This window comes from Castellaniella caeni NBRC 101664, assembly GCF_001592225.1.
Lineage (GTDB): Bacteria > Pseudomonadota > Gammaproteobacteria > Burkholderiales > Burkholderiaceae_B > Castellaniella > Castellaniella caeni.
The window spans coordinates 72,416-90,396 of record NZ_BCWN01000005.1 but is presented as its reverse complement, the minus strand read 5'-3'; the positions used below and the strand labels follow the sequence as shown (position 1 = coordinate 90,396).

The following is a 17,981-nucleotide window of genomic DNA, read 5'->3' as shown; positions in this document are numbered from 1 at the left end:
CGTGCGCGCCACCGACAAGGACACCAAGACGCACACCGTCCGCGACATCAGCTTGCTGACGCGGGCGCAACAGGCCATCACCAGGCAGAAGGCGCACTCATTCCTGGCTGGTGGGCACGTTTTTCTGAACCCAGTCACGGAGGAGCGTTTCACTGACACATCGGCACCCATGGATATCGTGTGGCGCCCGACGCTGAAAGCTCTGGGCATCCGGCACCGGGATGCCCGGCAAACCCGCCACACCTACGCCACGATGTGCCTGATGGTCAGTATGAACCCGGCCTATGTCTCATGCCAGATGGCGCGCCCGACAGGAATCGAACCTGTATCAGAAGCTTCGGAAACTCCTATTCTATCCATTGAACTACAGGCGCTTTGCTGGTCGGCCTGGCAGCCGACGTACGCCGCATATCGTTGCAATACGCGGGCCCGTCATTGTAGCGGGTTTATCCCAGCCCTGCAGTGCCTGGGGCCTGTCGCTATAATTGAAACGTTGAGGCCTGTAACACACGTCAGCCGGGCGCCCAAAACACCGGCCACGGGCCTATTGCCGAATACCATTCTCCCAGGAAACCATCATGAGTCTCCCCGAACCCGACGACACCGCGCACGGGCACGAAAGCCCCATCAAGACCCCCAAGCAGCTGCTGCTCACTGTCGTCCTGGCCTTCCTGATTCCCATCGCGGTCATCATCCTGCTGGTCAACCTGGTGGGCTCGTCCATCCGCACGGGGTATGGCTCGGACAGCCAGACCGAAGAAGCCATCGCCAAGCGCATCCAGCCCGTGGCCGGGTTCAAGATCGAAGACGCCAACGCGCCCAAGGTCTTCAAGACGGGCGAACAAGTCTTCCAGTCCACCTGTTCCGCCTGTCACGGCACGGGCGTGGCCGGTGCGCCCAAGTTCGGCAGCAAAGAAGCCTGGGCGCCGTTCATCAAGCAGGGCTTCGACGACCTGCTCAAGAACGCCATTCACGGCATCGGCGCCATGCCGCCCAAGGGGGGCAATGCCTCGCTCGACGACTTTGAAGTCGCGCGCGCCGTGGCCTACATGACCAACCACTCGGGCGCCAACTTCCCCGAGCCCAAAGAACCCGCCGGCGGTGCCGCAGCCCAGGCAGCGCCTGCCGCAGCTGCGCCCGCCGCCAAGTCGGCAGAACAAAAGCCGACGGCCCAGCCCGCCGCCAAGGCCGCTGAAAAGCCCGCTGAACAAAAGGTTGCCAAGGCCGAAACCGCCCCCGCTGCCGCCGGCAACTCGGCTGACAACGCCGTGGGCAAAAAACTGTACGAATCCGTCTGCATCACCTGCCACTCCGTCGGTGTGGCGGGCGCGCCCAAGTTCGGCGACAAGGCCTCCTGGGATCCCTTCATCAAGACCGGGCTCGATACCATGCTGAAAAAAGCCATCTCGGGCGTGGGCGCCATGCCGCCGCGTGGCGGCTCGCAAGCCACCGACGCCGAACTGAAGGCCGCCATCGAATACATGGTCAGTGCCGCCAAATAATCGGCAGCATCCAGGGCCCCTCAACGCTCAAGCGTTCGAGGGGCTTTTTTTCATGCTGATTCAAACGATCGTTTGATTTAGAATGACGAGATTGCCTGGCGCGCCCGGACTGCTCCGGCTGCCACACAAGGCAACCACCACTTGCGGGAGACACCCTATGCCCCACCCTTTAGTGACTGAACTGCATCAGTCCATGAGCCTGCCCGTCATGGCAGCCCCGATGTTCATCGTATCCAACCCCGAGCTGGTCGTGGCGCAATGCGCCAGCGGCATCATCGGCTCGATGCCGGCGCTCAACGCCCGCCCGCAGGAAAAACTCGACGCATGGCTCAGCCAGATCGAAGACGGCCTCGCCGCCCTGCGCGCCGCCGAGCCGGATCGCCCGGTTCCCCCCTACGCCATCAACCACATCATCCACCAGTCCAACGACCGGCTGCAGCACGACCTCGAAGTCTGCGCCCGGCACCGGGTGCCGCTCATCATCACCAGCCTGCGGGCGCCCAATCAGGTGGTGGATGCCGTGCACGGCTGGGGCGGCAAGGTGTTTCACGACGTCACCACCCTGCGCCACGCGCAAAAAGCCATCGAAGCCGGCGTGGACGGCCTGATCCTGGTGTGCGCCGGGGCCGGCGGCCACGCGGGCACGCTCTCGCCCTTTGCCCTGCTGGGCGAAGTGCGGCGCATCTTCGACGGCCCCATCTGCCTGTCGGGTGCCATCAGCCGTGGCCAGGACGTGCTGGCCGCCCGCGCCATGGGCGCCGATTTCGCCTACGTGGGCACGCGCTTCATTGCCAGCACCGAGGCCAATGCCCAGCCTGAATACAAGCAGATGATCGTCGATACCGCCGCTGCCGACATCGTCTACACGCCCTATTTCACCGGCATCCCGGGCAATTATCTGAAACCCTGCGTGCGCAACATCGGCCTGGATCCAGACAACCTGCCCAGCGCCCACGGCACAAACTTCGGCAGCGACAGCAAGAAGGCCTGGCGCGACATCTGGGGGGCCGGCCAGGGCGTCGGCAACATCGACGGCGTGCTGCCCACCGCCGCCATCGTGGCGCGCCTGCGCGACGAATATCAACAGGCGCTGCTTGCGGTGCGCGACCACTTCGCCACGGAGACCTGCGCATGATCCGCCTCGAACAGCACGGCCCCATCCTCGAAATCCTCATCGACCGCCCCGAGCGCCGCAACGCCCTGACCGACGCCATGTACCGGGACATCGAGCAGGCCTTGCGGGCGGCGGACGCCGACGTCGGCTGCGCGGCGGTGATCCTCTCGGGCGCGGGCGGGCATTTCACGGCGGGCAACGACCTGGCCGAGTTCCAGATGCCGCAAAGCACCCAGGACGTGGGCTCGATCGCCTTTCTGCACACCCTGGCCTCGGTGAACGTCCCGGTGATCGCCGCCGTGCAAGGCCAGGCCGTGGGCGTGGGCGTCACCCTGCTGGCGCACTGCGACTTCGTCTACGCCGACCGCAGCGCCGTTTTCCGCCTGCCGTTCGTGTCGCTCGGGCTGTGCCCGGAAGGCGCCTCCAGCTACCTGCTGCCGCGCCTGGCGGGTGCGCGCCGCGCGGCCCGCTGGCTGCTGCAGGCCCAGCCCTTCGACGCCGACGAGGCCCTGGCCGGCCAGCTGCTCAGCGAGATCACCGACGACCCGCTGGCCGCCGCCCGCGCCTGCGCCCAGGCCCTGGCCGCCCAGCCCATCCAGGCCGTCCGGGCCAGCAAGACCTTGCTGCGGGCCCCCGAGCGCGACACCATCCACCAGGTGCTCGACACCGAGGCCCAGGCGTTCTTCGAGCGCCTGAAGTCCGCCGAGGCGCAGGCGGCCTTTCGCCAGTTCTTCGCCCGCAAGAGCGCCTGATCCAGGCCGGGGGCGGTGCGGCGTCCCGCCCCCGATCTGGCAAAACCAGCCACACGGCAAGTCCCACATCGGGCACCGCGCCCGGCCATGGGCATGGGCATGGGCATGGGCATGGGCATGGGCATGGGCATGGGCATGGCATCATCCCCTCGCCCGACCGCCCTGTGGGCCTTTTCACCACACTTTCAGCCCGTTTTTCCAATAAAACGGCACCCCCATGGGATATTAGGGTTTACCCCTATCTTTATTCTAGGGTTTACCCTATACTGACCTTGTTGAAATCTGCAGCTTCTGAAACAGGAGTCAGTCGTGAACTACGTACAAACACCCAACCTGCTGTCTGATGCGCTTGAACGCGCTTATGCCCATTCGATTCTGAACGAATCGCAACCTTTGTCGATCGGCAAGGGCTTGAAGAAGATCGGGCATGGCCTGCGTCGCGCCGCCAAGGCAGTGGGCCGCGGTATCGCCAGCACCATCAACGCCCAAGTCGAGGTGCGCGCCCGCAACATGCTGTACAAGCGCCTGTACTGGTAATCGGTGCAAAAGCTCCCGGCCTCTGGGCCGGGGCGCGCGCTCAGGGCCTTGCCGCAAACGCGGCAAGGCCCTTTCTTTTGTCCGGCCAGGCGCAAGCTGACTGCGACGACACGTGGCAGCGCACATCACAACGCAACACAACACGGTGCGGTGCGGTGCGGTGCGGTGCGGTGCGGTGCGGTGCGGTGCGGTGCGGCAGCACTATATTGCACCCGACGCGCTCAGCGTCCGAGGAGATCTTTCAAGCGGCTGAGGGTGCGGTCGGGATCGTGATCCGCCGCTTCGGTGGATCGCGGAGCCTCGGCCTGCAGGCCCATCTCGGCGATGAAGCGCGAGGGCTCGCACACCGTGTCCTCGCGGCCCCGTCGGCGCTTGCGGCACCAGCTGATCTGCAAGGTGCGCTGGGCGCGCGTGATCCCCACGTACATCAGGCGGCGCTCTTCCTGGATGCGCCGCACGCGCGCCGCCACGGCGGCCTCGCTCACGTCGCCGTCCTCGTCGCCCCCCCGGTGCGGCAGCAGGCCTTCTTCCACCCCGATCAGGTAGACGTGGGGAAACTCCAGCCCCTTGGAAGCGTGCAGCGTGGACAGCTTGACGGCGTCGGGTTCTTCGTCGTCCGAGCGTTCGAGCATGGTGACCAGCGCCACGTGCTGCACCAGCTCGAGCACGGTGAGGTCGTCCTCATCGGCCTTGCGCTTGAGCCAGTCGATGAGTTCCAGCACGTTGCCCCAGCGCGCCTGGGCTTGGCGCTCGTCGAACTGGTCGTACAGATAGCGTTCGTAGTCCACGACGGACAACAGATCGTCGAGCACCCGGCCCGCGTGATCGTGCTGCAGGCCATCGGCGCCCACCGGCCCGGCGGCCGCCCCCGGCGGTGCGGCAGGCGTTGCGCCGCCCGCGTCGGCCAACGCAGCCCGCAGCGCGCCCAGCTCGTGCGCCGGATCCGTCCCCGGCGCGGGCGGATCGGGGTCGAAGCCCAGCAAATCGCCCTGCACCTGGGCCGTGGGCAGCGGCAGCACCGCCGCCCCGTTGCGCTGCGCCGCACGCACCTGGAAGTGCTGGATCAGGCGCACGAAATCGCGCAGGATTTCGCGCTGGCGCGCCGCGGGCAAAACGGCCTCGGTGACCTCGGCGGCGACCGCATACAAAGAGACGTTACGCCGCGCGGCCTCGGCCCCGAGGGCCTGCAAAGTGCCCTGGCCGATCCCTCGGCGCGGCGTCGTGGCCGCCCGGATGAAGGCCGGGTCTTCGTCCTCGTTGGCGATCAGGCGCAGCCAGGCCAGCACATCGCGCACCTCGGCCTTGTCGAAAAAACTTTGCCCGCCCGACACGGTGTATGGGATGCGCAAGGTACGCAGCGCCTGCTCCATCACCCGCGCCTGGTGGTTGCCACGGTACAGCACGGCAAAATCCTTCCACTGCGCCTGGCGCTCGAAGCGCGCCGCCGACAGCCGCATGGCGATGGATTCGGCCTCGATCAGGTCGGAATCCATCGCCATCACGCCGATGGGTTCGCCCACGCCCAGCTCGGACCACAGAGTCTTGTCGAAGGTCTTCGGATTGTGGCTGATGACCTGGTTGGCCGCCTGCAAGATGCGCTGCACCGAGCGGTAGTTCTGTTCCAGCTTGATGAGACGCAGGGCTGGGTAATCGTGTTCGAGCTGGGCCAGGTTTTCCACCGTGGCCCCACGCCAGGCGTAGATGGCCTGATCGTCGTCACCCACCGCCGTCAGCTGGGCGCGTTCGCCGCACAGCATGCGCACCAGCTGGTACTGGCAGGCGTTGGTGTCCTGGTATTCGTCCACCAGCAGATATTGCACGCGGGCCTGCCAGCGGGCGCGGGTTTCCTCGTCGCGGGCCAACAGCTGGGCCGGCAGGCGGATGAGGTCATCGAAATCGACCGACTGATAGGCCCGCAGGGTGGCCTCGTAGCTGCGGTACACCCGCACGGCTTCGGATTCGTCCGGCCCCAGGGCCACGCGCGCGGCGGCGTCCGGATCGAGCAGGGCATTTTTCCACAAAGAGATGGTTTGCTGCACCGCCCGCAGGCGGGCCCGGTCGGTCGTGGCGAGCAGTTCCTGGACGATGCCTTGCGCATCGGTCGCGTCCAGGATGGAAAAGCCGCGCTTCAGGCCCAGCCGCGCATATTCCTCACGCAGAAAGCGCAGACCCAACGAGTGAAAAGTGCCCACGGTCAGGCCGCGCAGCAGGCGCGGATCGACCAGGGTGCGCACGCGCTCGTTCATCTCGCGCGCCGCCTTGTTGGTGAAGGTCAGCGCCACCACGTGGCGTGCCTGGTAGCCACACTCGCGCAGCAGGTAGGCCATTTTTTGCGTGATGACGCGCGTCTTGCCGCTGCCCGCCCCTGCCAGCACGAGGCATGGCCCATCGAGATACAGTACCGCCTCGCGCTGGCGGGCGTTCAAGCCGGCGGGCAAGGTGGAACCGGGCGGCAAGCCGGCGGCGAAAGGCGTGTTCATGAATCAGATATCCTGGGGATCGACCTCGATGCCCCAGCGTAGCGCCGCGCTGCCCGCCAGCGCGTCGAGCCGGGGCAGCAGGGCGTTCAGCAGCCGGTGCAGGGCCGGGCGACGGGTGGACTCGAGCAGCAGCTGGGCCCGTTCGACCCGGGCCACCCGCACCACGCGCAGGGGTACGGCATCATACAGCCGCACGCCCGCCGCCTCGGGCAGGGACGCGGCGCAGTCCCGCACCGCGAGCAGAAAATCGAGGGCGTCGGCCAGGCGCGGCGCCTGCGCCGTCAGCAGCGCCTGGCTGGAAAACGGCGGCAGGCCCAGATCCTGTCGCTCGGCCAGGGAGGCCTGCGCAAAGCCCGAATAATCATGGCGGCACAAAGCCTGATAGACCGCCTGGTCGGGATAATCGGTCTGCACCAGCACCTGGGCACCCGCGGCCCGCCGCCCGGCCCGTCCGGCCACCTGCATCAGTTGAGCAAACAGGCGCTCGGGCGCGCGGAAATCCTGGGCGAACAGGGCCGCGTCGGCATTGAGCACCCCCACCAGGCCCAGCCCCGCGAAGTCGTGCCCCTTGGAAACCATCTGCGTGCCGACCAGAATGTCGGCCTCGCCCGCATGCACCTGGGCGAACAAGGCTTCGGCGCTGCCCTTGCGCCGCGTTGCGTCCGCATCGATGCGCACGATGCGCGCCTGGGGAAAATGTTCGGCCAGGAATTCTTCGACCCGCTGCGTGCCACGCCCCATGGGCTGAAGGTCTTGATCGCCGCAATCGGGACAGGCGCGCGGCACCGGCTGGGTGTCGCCGCAGTGGTGGCATTGCAGCACGGCCCGACGGCCCGACGCGCGGTGCACGACGGTATGCGCCGTGCACTGTCGGCACTGGCTGACCCAGCCGCAGGACGGACAGCGCAGCACGGGCGCATAGCCGCGGCGGTTGATGAAGACCAGGCTTTGTTCACCCTGCCGCAGGCGCGCTTCAAGCGCCTGCAGCAACTGGGGCGTGAAGCCTTGTTCGAGCTGCGCGCGGCGGGTATCGACCAGGCGGATGTCGGGCAGCGGCTGGGTCTGGGCCCGCTCGGGCAGGCTGACGTACTGATAGTCGCCTTCCTGGGCGTGACGCCAGGTTTCCAGCGAGGGGGTAGCCGACCCGAGCACCACGGGGATGCCCAGATCGTGCCCGCGCCAGATGGCGAGGTCGCGCGCCGAATAGCGCAGACCATCCTGCTGTTTATAGGACGCGTCGTGCTCTTCATCGACCACGATGAGCCCCAGGCGGGGCATGGGCGTCATGAGGGCCAGGCGGGTGCCCAGCAAGAGGCTGGCCTCGCCCCGGCTGACGCGCAGCCAGGCGCGCAGCCGGTCGCCCTCGGAGAGGCGGCTGTGCATGATGGCCAGGCCAGGTGCGCCCGCCGCCGCATCCGGCATGAGGCGGTCTCGCACCACCTGCTCGAGCTGCGGCGTGAGGTTGATCTCGGGCACCAGCAGCAGCACTTGCCGCCCCTGGGCCAGCACCTGCTGCGCCAGCCGCAGATACAGCTCGGTCTTGCCGCTGCCCGTGACGCCATGCAGCAAGGCCACGCCATGCCCGCCTGACAGCAGGGTCTGCAGGCGGGCCAGGGCGGCCTGCTGATGCGCGGTGAGCTGGGGCGCCTGGCCGCGCGCCGCGTCTGGCGAGCCAACCGCCGCCTCGGCGCCCGCTACTGTCCCGGGTGCCGAGGCGGCGTGCCGGGGCTGCCTGCCGCCGGGCCGCCTGTCCGCCCGGCAGACGGGGCCGCCCGCCGAGCGCGCCCCCGTGTAGGCCGAGGGCTTGCGCAACGAAGGCGGCAGGGCCGGCAGCACCACTTCGCCCAGCGGGTGGTGATAGTAGCGCGCCGCGAATCCGGCCAGCCGCAGCCAGTCGTCCGGCAGGGGCGGCAAGTCGTCGAGCACCGATTCGATCGCGCGCACCTTGTCAGGCGCCACCTGGGGCTGCTGGCGCACCGCCCACACCATGCCGATCATGGCCCGGCGGCCAAACATGACCCGCACGCGCACGCCTGGCGCCACAGGCACGTCATGCGCGTAGTCGAACAGACCAGGCAGGGGAACATCCAGCGCAACGGCCAGATAGACAGGGTCAGACATGAGGCAATGGCGCAACCTGTGGATAACTTTGTGGAGAAGGAAGGTACAAAGGAGGGCCGTATACAGCCGGGGCGCCTCCAGCACTGGGGACAACTTCAAAATACGATGTATTTTCTATATAAATCAATGATTTATGTTGTCATTCAAGATTTGTTCAGAAGACATCGCCCGAAACCGGCCTGTTCACGCGATTGTGCATAAGCACAACATTCAAACGCCCCGCCCGGCAAGGCAGGCGGGGCGCTGTCTCAGCCGTGATACGCCCGGCTGGCGGTATGCACTTCATCGACCAGGGAAACCACGGCCTCGGGTGGCGTGAATTGCGAGATGCCATGCCCCAGGTTGAAAACGTGCCCCCCCTGGCCCACCGGCCCGAAATCAGCCAGGACGCGGCGCGCTTCGGCCCGGATGGCGGCGTCTCCGCCAAACAAGGCCATGGGGTCGAGATTGCCCTGCAAAGCCACCCGGTCGTTCACGCGCTGGCGCGCGGCGGCAAGGTTGGCCGTCCAGTCGAGGCCCACCGCGTCGCAACCGCTTTGGGCGATGGCTTCGACCCACTGCCCGCCGCCCTTGGTGAAGACGATGACGGGCACGCGCCGCCCTTCGTGCTCACGCTGCAGGCCGGCCACGACCTGCCGCGTGTAATCCAGAGAAAACTGCTGGAACAGGCCGTCGGCGAGGACACCGCCCCAGCTGTCGAACACCATGACGGCCTGGGCGCCCGCCTGAATCTGGGCATTGAGATAAGCCGCCACGGCCTGCGCGTTGAGGCCGAGAATGCGGTGCAGCAGGTCGGGGCGTTGATACAGCAGCGTCTTGATCTGCCGGTAGTCGCTGCTGCCCTGCCCTTCGACCATGTAGCAGGCCAGTGTCCAGGGGCTGCCCGAAAAGCCGATGAGCGGCACGCTGCCGTCGAGCTCGCGGCGGACGAGCGACACGGCGTCGAAGACGTAGCGCAAGCGGTCGAGATCGGGTGCCCGCAGGGCGGCGATCGCGGCTTCGTCGCGCAGGGGCCGCTCGAAGCGCGGCCCTTCGCCCGTCACGAACTGCAGCCCCAGGCCCATGGCGTCGGGTACGGTGAGAATATCGGAGAACAGGATGGCGGCATCCAGGGCAAAACGGCGCAGGGGCTGCAAGGTGACCTCGCAGGCGTATTCGGGGTTTTGCGCAAGGCCGAGAAACGACCCGGCCTGCGCCCGCGTCTGGTTGTATTCGGGCAAGTAGCGGCCTGCCTGGCGCATCATCCAGATGGGCGTGTAGGGAACAGGCTCACGCATCAGGGCGCGCAGGAACACATCGTTTTTCAGCTGAGTCACGTCGGATTATCCCGTAGGATGCCCAGCCGTTTCGGGGCGGGCATCGGCTTATCAAGAGAGTGACCCTGGATTTTACCCGGCATCGCCCGGATCGACCCGATACGGGCCCGGGTCGATATCGTGCTTGCGCATCAGCGCCCAGAAAGCCCGACGGTGCTTCTGTGCCGTGCGGGCCGCCAAGGTGATGTTGCCGCCATGGCGCCCCAGCGCCGCGCGGATGTAGGCTTGTTCAAAGCGCGCCACCACCTGGCTCTTGGCGGCGCGGAAAGAATCGCGCGAGGTGGCCCGCTGCAAGGCCACGGCCACGGCATAGGCCTCGAGTTCGCCCCCGGAGCGGCTGAGAATGGATGCGCACAACGCGGCCTCGGCGGGCAGGACGGGCATGCCGGGCGCCGCGCACGCGCCCCCGGCGCCGTAGCGGGGCGCGGGCTCGGCCAGGCTGACGGGAGCCAGGCGGTCGAGCGCGTGTTCCAGCCGCGCGCGCAGTTCTTCGGGACAAAACGGCGCCTGGACGAAATCGGTGGCACCCAGCGAGATGAGGTCGTGGATCGCCTGCGCCTTGAGGCCCACGGCATAGATCAGCAGCACCGCAGGCAGCGTGCCCGCACGGGCGGCGAGCGCCCGCCGCCAAGCCGACAGCGTGGCACCGTCGGCATACGCCAGCGCCGCATCGTAGCGCCCGCGGGCCAAGGCCGGGTCATCCAGCACGCGCTCTGGCGGCGCCCCCGCGGTCTGCACGCCATGCAGCTGCAGGCGCCCACCCAGATAGCGGCCATCCAGCGCCATGGCCCAATCGGCATGCCCCGGTGCCAGCAAGGCACAATCGATTCGTTCCCGCATCTCGGTTCTCCTGTGGTTGACGCGACACGCCCTGGACAACAGGGCGGTCGACGCGTCCGGTTATGAATTCGTCTGTCAGGCAGCAGGATACGAAGGCCGCACGCCGCGCGGTAGTCGCAAAATTACGCTAGGGATTACCCTTGCTTACGGTCTGATCGTGTGTTTTTTGGAAATTATTGCTGGTTTCTTCCAAATTTCAGGGATTTCAGCTGAAACCATGGTGGTAGCATGGCGGCCAATTTATATCAGGAAGCGGGAGACACCCTTTGGAATTCCTCACCACACTCGTCAACGACGTCAACGGCCTGGTCTGGGGCCCACCCATGCTGGTGCTGATTCTGGGCACAGGATTTTTCCTGATGCTGCTGCTGCGGTTCATGCCGCTGCGCCGCATCGGCACCGGCTTTGCCATGATCTGGCGCGGGCGCCACCGCGGCGACGCCGCCACCGGGGAAATCAGCCCCTTTGAAGCCCTGATGACCTGCCTGGCCGCCACCGTCGGCACCGGCAATATTGCCGGGGTCGCCACCGCCATCGCCGTCGGCGGCCCGGGCGCCCTGTTCTGGATGTGGTGCACGGCGCTGGTCGGCATGGCCACCAAATACTGCGAAGTGGTCGTTGCCGTTCATTTCCGCGAAAAAGACAAGCGCGGCGAACACGCCGGCGGCCCCATGTACGCCATCAAGAACGGCCTGGGCCGCAAGTGGCTGTGGCTGGGCTTCGCCTTCGCCATCTTCGGCGGCCTGGCCGGCTTTGGCATCGGCAACATGGTGCAGGTCAACAGCATGGCCCAGGCGCTGGAAGCCACCTTCCACGTGCCCGGCTGGGTGACTGGCGTGGTCACCATGATCCTGATCGGCCTGGTGATCCTCGGCGGCATCAAGCGCATCGGCGTCGTGGCCGCCTCGCTGGTGCCCTTCATGTGCGTGGCCTACGTGCTGGCCGGCCTGGTCGTGCTGGCCGTCAACGTCGATCGCATCCCCGAAGCGCTCGACCTCATCTTCACCCACGCTTTCTCGCCCATCGCCGCCACGGGTGGCTTTGCCGGCGCCGCCGTCATGGCCGCCATCCGCTTCGGTGTCGCCCGCGGCATCTTCTCGAACGAGGCGGGCCTGGGTTCGGCCGGGATCGCCCAGGCCGCCGGCACGACCAGCAACGCGGTTGAGTCGGGCCTGATCGGCATGATGGGCACGTTCATCGACACCCTCATCATCTGCAGCATCACCGGGCTGGCGATCGTCTGCTCGGGGGTCTGGAGCAGCGGCAAGAGCGGCGCCGAACTCTCGGCCATGGCCTTTGAGGTATCCATGCCCGGCATGGGCGGCATCATCCTCACCATCGCGCTCGTGATCTTCGCCTTCACCACCATCCTGGGCTGGAGCTACTACGGCGAGAAGTGCTGGGAGTTCCTGCTGGGCACGAAGTCCACCGTGCCCTACCGCGTCATCTGGGTGATTGCCATCCCCTTTGGCGCCATCACGCAACTGGACTTCGCCTGGCTCATGGCCGACACCCTCAACGGCCTGATGGCCCTGCCCAACCTGGTGTCCCTGATCCTGCTCAGCCCGGTCATCGTCAAGCTGACACGCGACTACTTCAAGAACCGCGCCGAGGCCGGTGAACTGAGCCTGCAAGGCAAGTAAGCCACCCCAATCCCTCGCCGCATCGGCGAGGGGCGCGCAAAGCCATCGTCACGCCCAGACGATGGCTTTTTCATTTCAGGATGACTTCAAGCCCGCGCTTTACCGGATCGCGCCACCGCCACATCCAGCTGATTCATCAACCGCGCAGCTGCGCGATCCAGTGACAGGTAGAGGCGTCGTGGTCACTCGGACGATCGGCAGGACGCGTGGCGGCAGTCTGCGCCACCGTATCCAGCGCGCTGTCCCAACGGGCTTCGCTGGCCACCGGCTGCAGCGCCTGCGCGATGCCGCGCGCCAGCACCTTGCCGTATTCCACCCCCCACTGATCGAAGGGGTCGATGCCCCAGATGACACCCTGGGTGAAGACCCGGTGCTCATAGAGCGCCAGCAAGGCCCCCAGCGAATACGGTGACAAGCGGGGCAGTACGATCAAATGATTGGGGCGCCCCCCCGGATGCACGCGGTGCGGCGCCAGCCAGTCGGCCTGCTCGGGCGTCAGGCCCTCGGCCAGGCATTCGGCGCGCGCCTGCGCCAGCGTCTTGCCGCGCATCAGCGCCTCGCGCTGGGCCAGGCAATTGGCCAGCAGCTGCCGGTGGTGCGAAGCCCAGTGATGATCCGCCTGGCTGCAGAGGATGAAATCCACCGGCGCGCCATCGCTGCCTTGGTGCATCCACTGAAAAAACGTGTGTTGCGCATCCGTGCCCGGCATGCCCCAGACGGCGGGGCCGGTGGGCACGCCCACGGGCCGCCCGGCCAGATCGACTGACTTGCCCAGGGATTCCATGTCCAGCTGCTGCACATACGGCACCAGATTGGCCAGGCGCGAATCGTAGGGCGCAATGTTCAGGGAGCCATGGCCCAGAATGCTGCGGTTGACGATGCCCGCCAGCGCCATGCGCACGGGCGCGTTGGCCAGCAGGGGTGCCTGGGCAAAGTGCGCATCCATGGCCGCCGCCCCCATGCGCAGCCCCGCCAGCACGTCCGACCCCACCGACAGCGCCGTGGTGAGGCTGACCGCCGACCAGATGGAAAAACGTCCACCCACCCAGTCCCAGAGACGGAAGATCTGCGCCTCTGGAATGCCCCAGGCACGCGCGCGTTCAGGGCGCGCCGTGACGGCCACCAGGTGGTCGGCGGGATCGAGCCCTGCCGCGACCAGCCATTCGCGTGCCCGGGCGCCGTTTTCCAGGGTTTCGGACGTGGTGAACGACTTGGAGACCAGCACGACGAGAGTGTCGCGCGGATCAAGCCCGGCGAGCCCGCCCTCGATGGCATGGCCATCGATGTTGGCCACGAAACGCACGTCACGCCAGGTGCCCGCATACCCAAAGGCGGACACGGCCAGCCGCACACCCCAATCGGAACCACCGATGCCGACGTGGACGATGTGGCGCCAGCGGCGCTCGGCGTCGGCGCGGCGCACCCAGGCATCCATGCGCTCGCGTTCGGCCTGGACGTCAGTCGGGGCCGTGGGCGCGCGCAGAATCGTATGCCAGGCGGCACGATGCTCGGTCACGTTGACCTCGTCGCCCGCCAGCAGGCGCTGGCGCTGCTCGGCAAACCCCCGGGCTTCGAGCAGGGCCTCTCCGGCAGCGAGCAACTCGGGCGCATGTCGCTGGCCGCTGGCATCCAGCACCAGCCCTGGCGCCTCGATGAGGTCGAGCTCATCGGCGCGCGCCGCACAGGTTTGCGCCGCCACCACGAAGCGCTTCCACGCAGGCAGTTCAGTCAGCGGCGCGCGCGCGGTGACCAGGAAACGAGAAGGAGCATTGGACATGGCGAAAGTATAAGAGGAAGCGAGCCGCCATTTTCTGCGGCGCCACTGTGATACGCAATACGGCACCCGAAGGTGCCGTATTTCAATCAGTCATCAGGCGAAGAAGCATCCGGCCAGATGACCCTGGCCGGATACGCCGCGTATCAGCAGCGCTCGTAAATGCCCGCGGCCCCCATGCCGGTGCCCACGCACATGGTCACCATGCCGTACTGCAGATTGTGGCGGCGCATGGCGTGGATAGTGGTGGCCGAGCGGATGGCGCCCGTGGCCCCCAGGGGGTGGCCCAGGGCAATGGCGCCGCCCATGGGGTTGACCACCTCTTCGTTCAGCCCCAGGTCGCGGATGACGGCCAGCGACTGCGCGGCAAAGGCTTCGTTCAGCTCGATCCAGCCCATCTGATCAAGCGTCAGGCCCGCCTTCTTCAGCACGGCCGGAATCGCCTCTTTCGGGCCGATCCCCATGATGTCGGGCGGCACGCCGCGCACGGCAAAGGACACAAAGCGCGCCAGCGGCGTGAGGTTGTGCGCTTTCAGGGCGCGCTCGGACACCACCAGCAGGGCGCCCGCCCCGTCCGAAGTCTGCGAGCTGTTGCCCGCCGTCACACTGCCCTTGGCGGCGAACACGGGGCGCAGACGCGACAGCACTTCCAGGCTGGTATCGGCGCGCGGGCCTTCGTCCAGGGCGACGGTATGACGGGTTTCGCGCACTTCGCCCGTGGCGAGGTCAGGCACGCGGCGCACGATCTCCACCGGCAGCATCTCGTCGGTGAATTCGCCCGACTTCTGGGCGGCCAGCGCACGCTGGTGCGAGCGCAGGGCAAAGGCGTCCTGGTCTTCGCGGGAGATATCCCAGCGATTGGCCACCTGTTCGGCGGTAGACCCCATGCCGTAGGCAATGCCGATGTTTTCGTCGTTCAGGTACACGTCGGGGCTGAACGAGGTGTTGATGCCCATGGTGGGCACCAGGCTCATGGACTCGGTGCCGCAGGCCAGCATGACGTCGGCCTCGCCCACGCGAATGCGGTCGGCGGCCATGGCCACGGCAGTAAGGCCCGAGGCGCAGAAGCGATTGACCGTGACCCCGGCCACGGACTGCGGCAACCCCGCCAGCAGCGCGCCGATGCGTGCCACGTTCAGCCCCTGCGGGCCTTCGGGGATGGCGCAACCGACGATGGCGTCTTCAATGGCCGCCGGGTCGAGCGTGGGCGCCTGGGCCAGCACGCCACGAATGGCCTTGGCCAGCAGGTCGTCGGGCCGGGTGTGGGAATACATGCCGCGCGGGGCCTTGCCAATGGGCGTGCGGGTCGCCGCGACGATATAAGCTTGTTGCAGAGCAGTCATCGAATGTCTCCTTAATTGCGCACGGGCTTGCCGGTTTGCAGCAGCCCGGCAATACGCTCTTGAGTCTTGGGATTGGCGAGCAGGCTCAGGAAGGCCTGGCGCTCGAGCTTGAGCATCCAGGCTTCATCCACCAGACTGTTGGGATCGACGTCCCCGCCGCAGATGGCCGTGGCCACTTCCAGGCCGATGTGGAAGTCGTACTCGCTGATGTAGCCGCCCACGAGCATGTTCACCAGCTGCGCGCGCAGGGTGGCGATGGCGTCGCGCCCGGCCACCGGGAAACGCGCCGCCAGCGGTGGACGGTAGCCCTGCTCGGCCAGGTTGGCGGCCTCGCGCACGGCCACGTACAGCAGTTCGTGACGGTTCATGACGATGGGGTCGGAATCGCGCAGGTAGCCGATTTCACGCGCTTCGAGCGCCGACTTGGACACGCGGGCCGTGGCCACGGACAGCACGAAATTCTTCACGTAGGCCAGCAGCGGAGCGTCCGGCGCCGACTGCGCCTGGATTTCCGCGGCGCGGCGCGCGCTGTAGGTCATGCCGCCCGCACCCGGCACCAGGCCGATGCCTACTTCGACCAGGCCGATGTAGGTTTCGAGATGGGCGACGCGACGGGCGCAATGCACCGACAGCTCGCAGCCACCGCCCAGCGCAAGGCCCGCCACGGCGGCCACCACCGGCACCTGGGCATAGCGCAGGCGCAGCACCATGTCCTGCATTTCTTTCTGGATGGGCTCGACGGCCTTGACGCCACCCGTCATGAAGGCGGGCAGCATGGCCTTGAGGTCGGCCCCGGCCGAGAACGGGTCTTCGAGCTGGCCGATGACCATGGCCTTGTAACCTTGTTCGGCCAGATCGACGGCGTGCAAGACACCGCGCACCACGTCCGGGCTGAGTGTGTGCATCTTGGTCTTGAAAGACGTGATGAGCACATCCTGCGGGTGCGGCGCGGGCAGCGTCCAGCACAGCACGGCGTCGTTCTCGAACACGACCTTGGGCTGGATGGCCGGGCCTTCGCCCACCAGGCGCGGCGCGCCGATCTGGCGCTGATAGACGGCCAGCGTACTGCGCGGCACATAGGCGTTTTGCGCCGGGCTGAACGAGCCTTCGGGCGTGTGCACCGCCTGTTTGTCCCACACCGGGCCGCTGGTGACCCAGGCGGGTAACGGCGCGGACGACAGCGTCTTGCCCGCGGCAATGTCTTCGTTGATCCAGCCCGCCACCCGCTGCCAGCCGGCGGCCTGCCAGATTTCAAACGGCCCGAAGCTGTGGCCAAAGCCCCACTTCATGGCCTGATCCAGTTCACGGGCGCTGTCGGCGATCTCACCCAGGTGCACCGCGCTGTAGTGGAAGGTATCGCGCAGCACCGCCCAGACAAACTGGGCTTGCGGGTGGTCGGAATCGTGCAAGGCCTGCAGGCGGGCGGCGGGATCGCGCTCTTTGAGGATGTCCTTGACTTCATCGTCGGCCTTCTCGCCGGAGGGCACGTACTCGCCCGCCTTGGGGTCGAGGCGCAGAATCTTCTTGCCTTCCTTCTTGAAGAAGCCGGCCTTGGTCTTTTGCCCCAGGGCGCCTTTTTCGATCAGGGCCGCCAGCACGGGCGGGATGGTGAAGTGCGCGTGGAAGGGGTCGCCCGGCAGCTGTTCCTGCATGGTGTTGATGACGTGCGCCAGGGTGTCCAGGCCCACGACGTCGGCCGTGCGAAACGTGCCCGACTTGGCCCGGCCCAGGCGCGTGCCGGTGAGATCATCCACCAGTTCGTAGGGCAGATCGAAAGCCTGCGTATGGTGGAACACCGACAGAATGCCAAACACGCCGATGCGGTTGCCGATGAAATTGGGGGTGTCTTTGGCGCGCACGACGCCCTTGCCCAGCTGCGAGACCAGGAAGGTTTCGAGGTGATCGAGCAGGGCCGGTTCGGTGGCGGCGGTGGGGATGAGTTCCACCAGCGGCATGTAGCGCGGCGGGTTGAAGAAGTGCACACCGCAGAAGCGGTGGCGCAGGGTTTCGGGCAGGGCCTCGGACAAGGACGTGATCGACAGGCCCGAGGTATTGCTGGCCACAATGGCGTGCGGGTTCAGGGCCGGAGCCAGCTTGTGATAGAGGTCGCGCTTCCAGTCCAGCCGTTCGGCGATGGCTTCGATGACCACGTCGCAATCGGCCAGCAGGTGCAGGTCTTCGTCGTAGTTGGCCGGGGTGATGAGTTCGGCCAGCTTGGTCACGCCCAGCGGCGCGGGGTTCAGTTTCTTCAGCTGCGCGATGGCGCGCTGCACGATGGCGTTCTTGCCGCCCTTGCCGTCGTCTTTGGCCAAGTCGAACAGTACCACCGGCACGCCGGCGTTGACACAATGGGCGGCAATCTGCGCGCCCATGACCCCGGCGCCGCACACCGCCACGCGGCGGATGAACAGGGGGGCGGACTGACTGGTTTGCATGATATGGTGTCCTCTCACAATGATGGCAGATCCCGGATGGGGGCTTGCTGTGTCGGCCCCGGAAGCCGGGTACTCCAGGCATCCTCTGGTTCCGGGCATCCTCCGATCCCTTACCGAAAGCCGA

12 protein-coding genes and 1 tRNA gene are annotated in these 17,981 nt (G+C 66.9%); 5 read left to right on the top strand and 8 right to left on the bottom strand.

Translation table 11 applies throughout. The features are described from left to right. Positions 1–299: 299 nt before the first annotated feature. A tRNA-Arg gene (locus CCA01S_RS04850) sits at positions 300–374 on the bottom strand. Positions 375–578: 204 nt separating this feature from the next. Here CCA01S_RS04850 and CCA01S_RS04845 point away from each other — a divergent pair. From CCA01S_RS04845 to CCA01S_RS04830, 4 genes are all read left to right on the top strand, one after another. Next, a complete protein-coding gene (locus CCA01S_RS04845) occupies positions 579–1,502 on the top strand; it encodes a c-type cytochrome (protein WP_066454853.1) in 924 nt (307 codons plus the stop codon). Between the two features lie 157 nt (positions 1,503–1,659). After that, positions 1,660–2,637, top strand: a complete 978-nt coding sequence (locus CCA01S_RS04840; RefSeq protein ID WP_066454851.1) for an NAD(P)H-dependent flavin oxidoreductase — start codon at positions 1,660–1,662, stop codon at positions 2,635–2,637. Further along, positions 2,628–3,368: an enoyl-CoA hydratase/isomerase family protein gene (locus CCA01S_RS04835; protein ID WP_373278617.1), complete on the top strand. Its 741-nt coding sequence runs from the start codon at positions 2,628–2,630 to the stop codon at positions 3,366–3,368. Before CCA01S_RS04840 ends, CCA01S_RS04835 begins: the two co-directional genes overlap by 10 nt. Positions 3,369–3,677: 309 nt before the next feature. Continuing rightward, positions 3,678–3,905, top strand: coding sequence for a hypothetical protein (locus CCA01S_RS04830; protein WP_066454847.1), 228 nt, complete (start codon positions 3,678–3,680; stop codon positions 3,903–3,905). Between the two features lie 221 nt (positions 3,906–4,126). Here CCA01S_RS04830 and CCA01S_RS04825 read toward each other — a convergent pair whose 3' ends face one another. The 4 genes from CCA01S_RS04825 to CCA01S_RS04810 all read right to left on the bottom strand — a co-directional run bounded on the left by CCA01S_RS04825 (position 4,127) and on the right by CCA01S_RS04810 (position 10,662). Further along, complete coding sequence (locus CCA01S_RS04825) at positions 4,127–6,385, bottom strand: UvrD-helicase domain-containing protein (RefSeq protein ID WP_066454838.1); 2,259 nt, start codon at positions 6,383–6,385, stop codon at positions 4,127–4,129. Positions 6,386–6,388: 3 nt separating this feature from the next. Then, complete coding sequence (locus CCA01S_RS04820; RefSeq protein ID WP_066454835.1) at positions 6,389–8,506, bottom strand: primosomal protein N'; 2,118 nt, start codon at positions 8,504–8,506, stop codon at positions 6,389–6,391. A 248-nt stretch (positions 8,507–8,754) separates the two neighbouring features. After that, positions 8,755–9,822, bottom strand: coding sequence for a uroporphyrinogen decarboxylase (gene hemE / locus CCA01S_RS04815; protein WP_258005616.1), 1,068 nt, complete (start codon positions 9,820–9,822; stop codon positions 8,755–8,757). 72 nt (positions 9,823–9,894) lie between these two features. Further along, positions 9,895–10,662: a helix-turn-helix domain-containing protein gene (locus tag CCA01S_RS04810; RefSeq protein ID WP_103035243.1), complete on the bottom strand. Its 768-nt coding sequence runs from the start codon at positions 10,660–10,662 to the stop codon at positions 9,895–9,897. 266 nt (positions 10,663–10,928) lie between these two features. On the opposite strand from CCA01S_RS04810, the gene CCA01S_RS04805 reads away from it, so the two are divergent. Further along, positions 10,929–12,305, top strand: a complete 1,377-nt coding sequence (locus CCA01S_RS04805) for an alanine/glycine:cation symporter family protein (protein WP_066454833.1) — start codon at positions 10,929–10,931, stop codon at positions 12,303–12,305. Between the two features lie 136 nt (positions 12,306–12,441). Here CCA01S_RS04805 and pgi read toward each other — a convergent pair whose 3' ends face one another. From pgi to CCA01S_RS04790, 3 genes are all read right to left on the bottom strand, one after another. Next, positions 12,442–14,082: a glucose-6-phosphate isomerase gene (gene pgi, locus CCA01S_RS04800; RefSeq protein ID WP_084386490.1), complete on the bottom strand. Its 1,641-nt coding sequence runs from the start codon at positions 14,080–14,082 to the stop codon at positions 12,442–12,444. 143 nt (positions 14,083–14,225) lie between these two features. Next, positions 14,226–15,422: an acetyl-CoA C-acyltransferase gene (locus CCA01S_RS04795; protein WP_066454832.1), complete on the bottom strand. Its 1,197-nt coding sequence runs from the start codon at positions 15,420–15,422 to the stop codon at positions 14,226–14,228. An 11-nt stretch (positions 15,423–15,433) separates the two neighbouring features. Next, positions 15,434–17,857, bottom strand: a complete 2,424-nt coding sequence (locus CCA01S_RS04790; protein ID WP_066454830.1) for a 3-hydroxyacyl-CoA dehydrogenase/enoyl-CoA hydratase family protein — start codon at positions 17,855–17,857, stop codon at positions 15,434–15,436. Between the last annotated feature and the right edge of the window lie 124 nt (positions 17,858–17,981).

Excerpts from the sequence above, each read along its gene's own strand:
- CCA01S_RS04820 (WP_066454835.1), bottom strand. The coding sequence starts at position 8,506 with ATGTCTGACCCTGTCTATCTGGCCGTTGCGCTGGATGTTCCCCTGCCT.
- pgi (WP_084386490.1), bottom strand. The coding sequence starts at position 14,082 with ATGTCCAATGCTCCTTCTCGTTTCCTGGTCACCGCGCGCGCGCCGCTG.
- CCA01S_RS04810 (WP_103035243.1), bottom strand. The coding sequence starts at position 10,662 with ATGCGGGAACGAATCGATTGTGCCTTGCTGGCACCGGGGCATGCCGAT.
- CCA01S_RS04795 (WP_066454832.1), bottom strand. The coding sequence starts at position 15,422 with ATGACTGCTCTGCAACAAGCTTATATCGTCGCGGCGACCCGCACGCCC.
- CCA01S_RS04840 (WP_066454851.1), top strand. The coding sequence starts at position 1,660 with ATGCCCCACCCTTTAGTGACTGAACTGCATCAGTCCATGAGCCTGCCC.
- CCA01S_RS04825 (WP_066454838.1), bottom strand. The coding sequence starts at position 6,385 with ATGAACACGCCTTTCGCCGCCGGCTTGCCGCCCGGTTCCACCTTGCCC.
- CCA01S_RS04790 (WP_066454830.1), bottom strand. The coding sequence starts at position 17,857 with ATGCAAACCAGTCAGTCCGCCCCCCTGTTCATCCGCCGCGTGGCGGTG.
- CCA01S_RS04845 (WP_066454853.1), top strand. The coding sequence starts at position 579 with ATGAGTCTCCCCGAACCCGACGACACCGCGCACGGGCACGAAAGCCCC.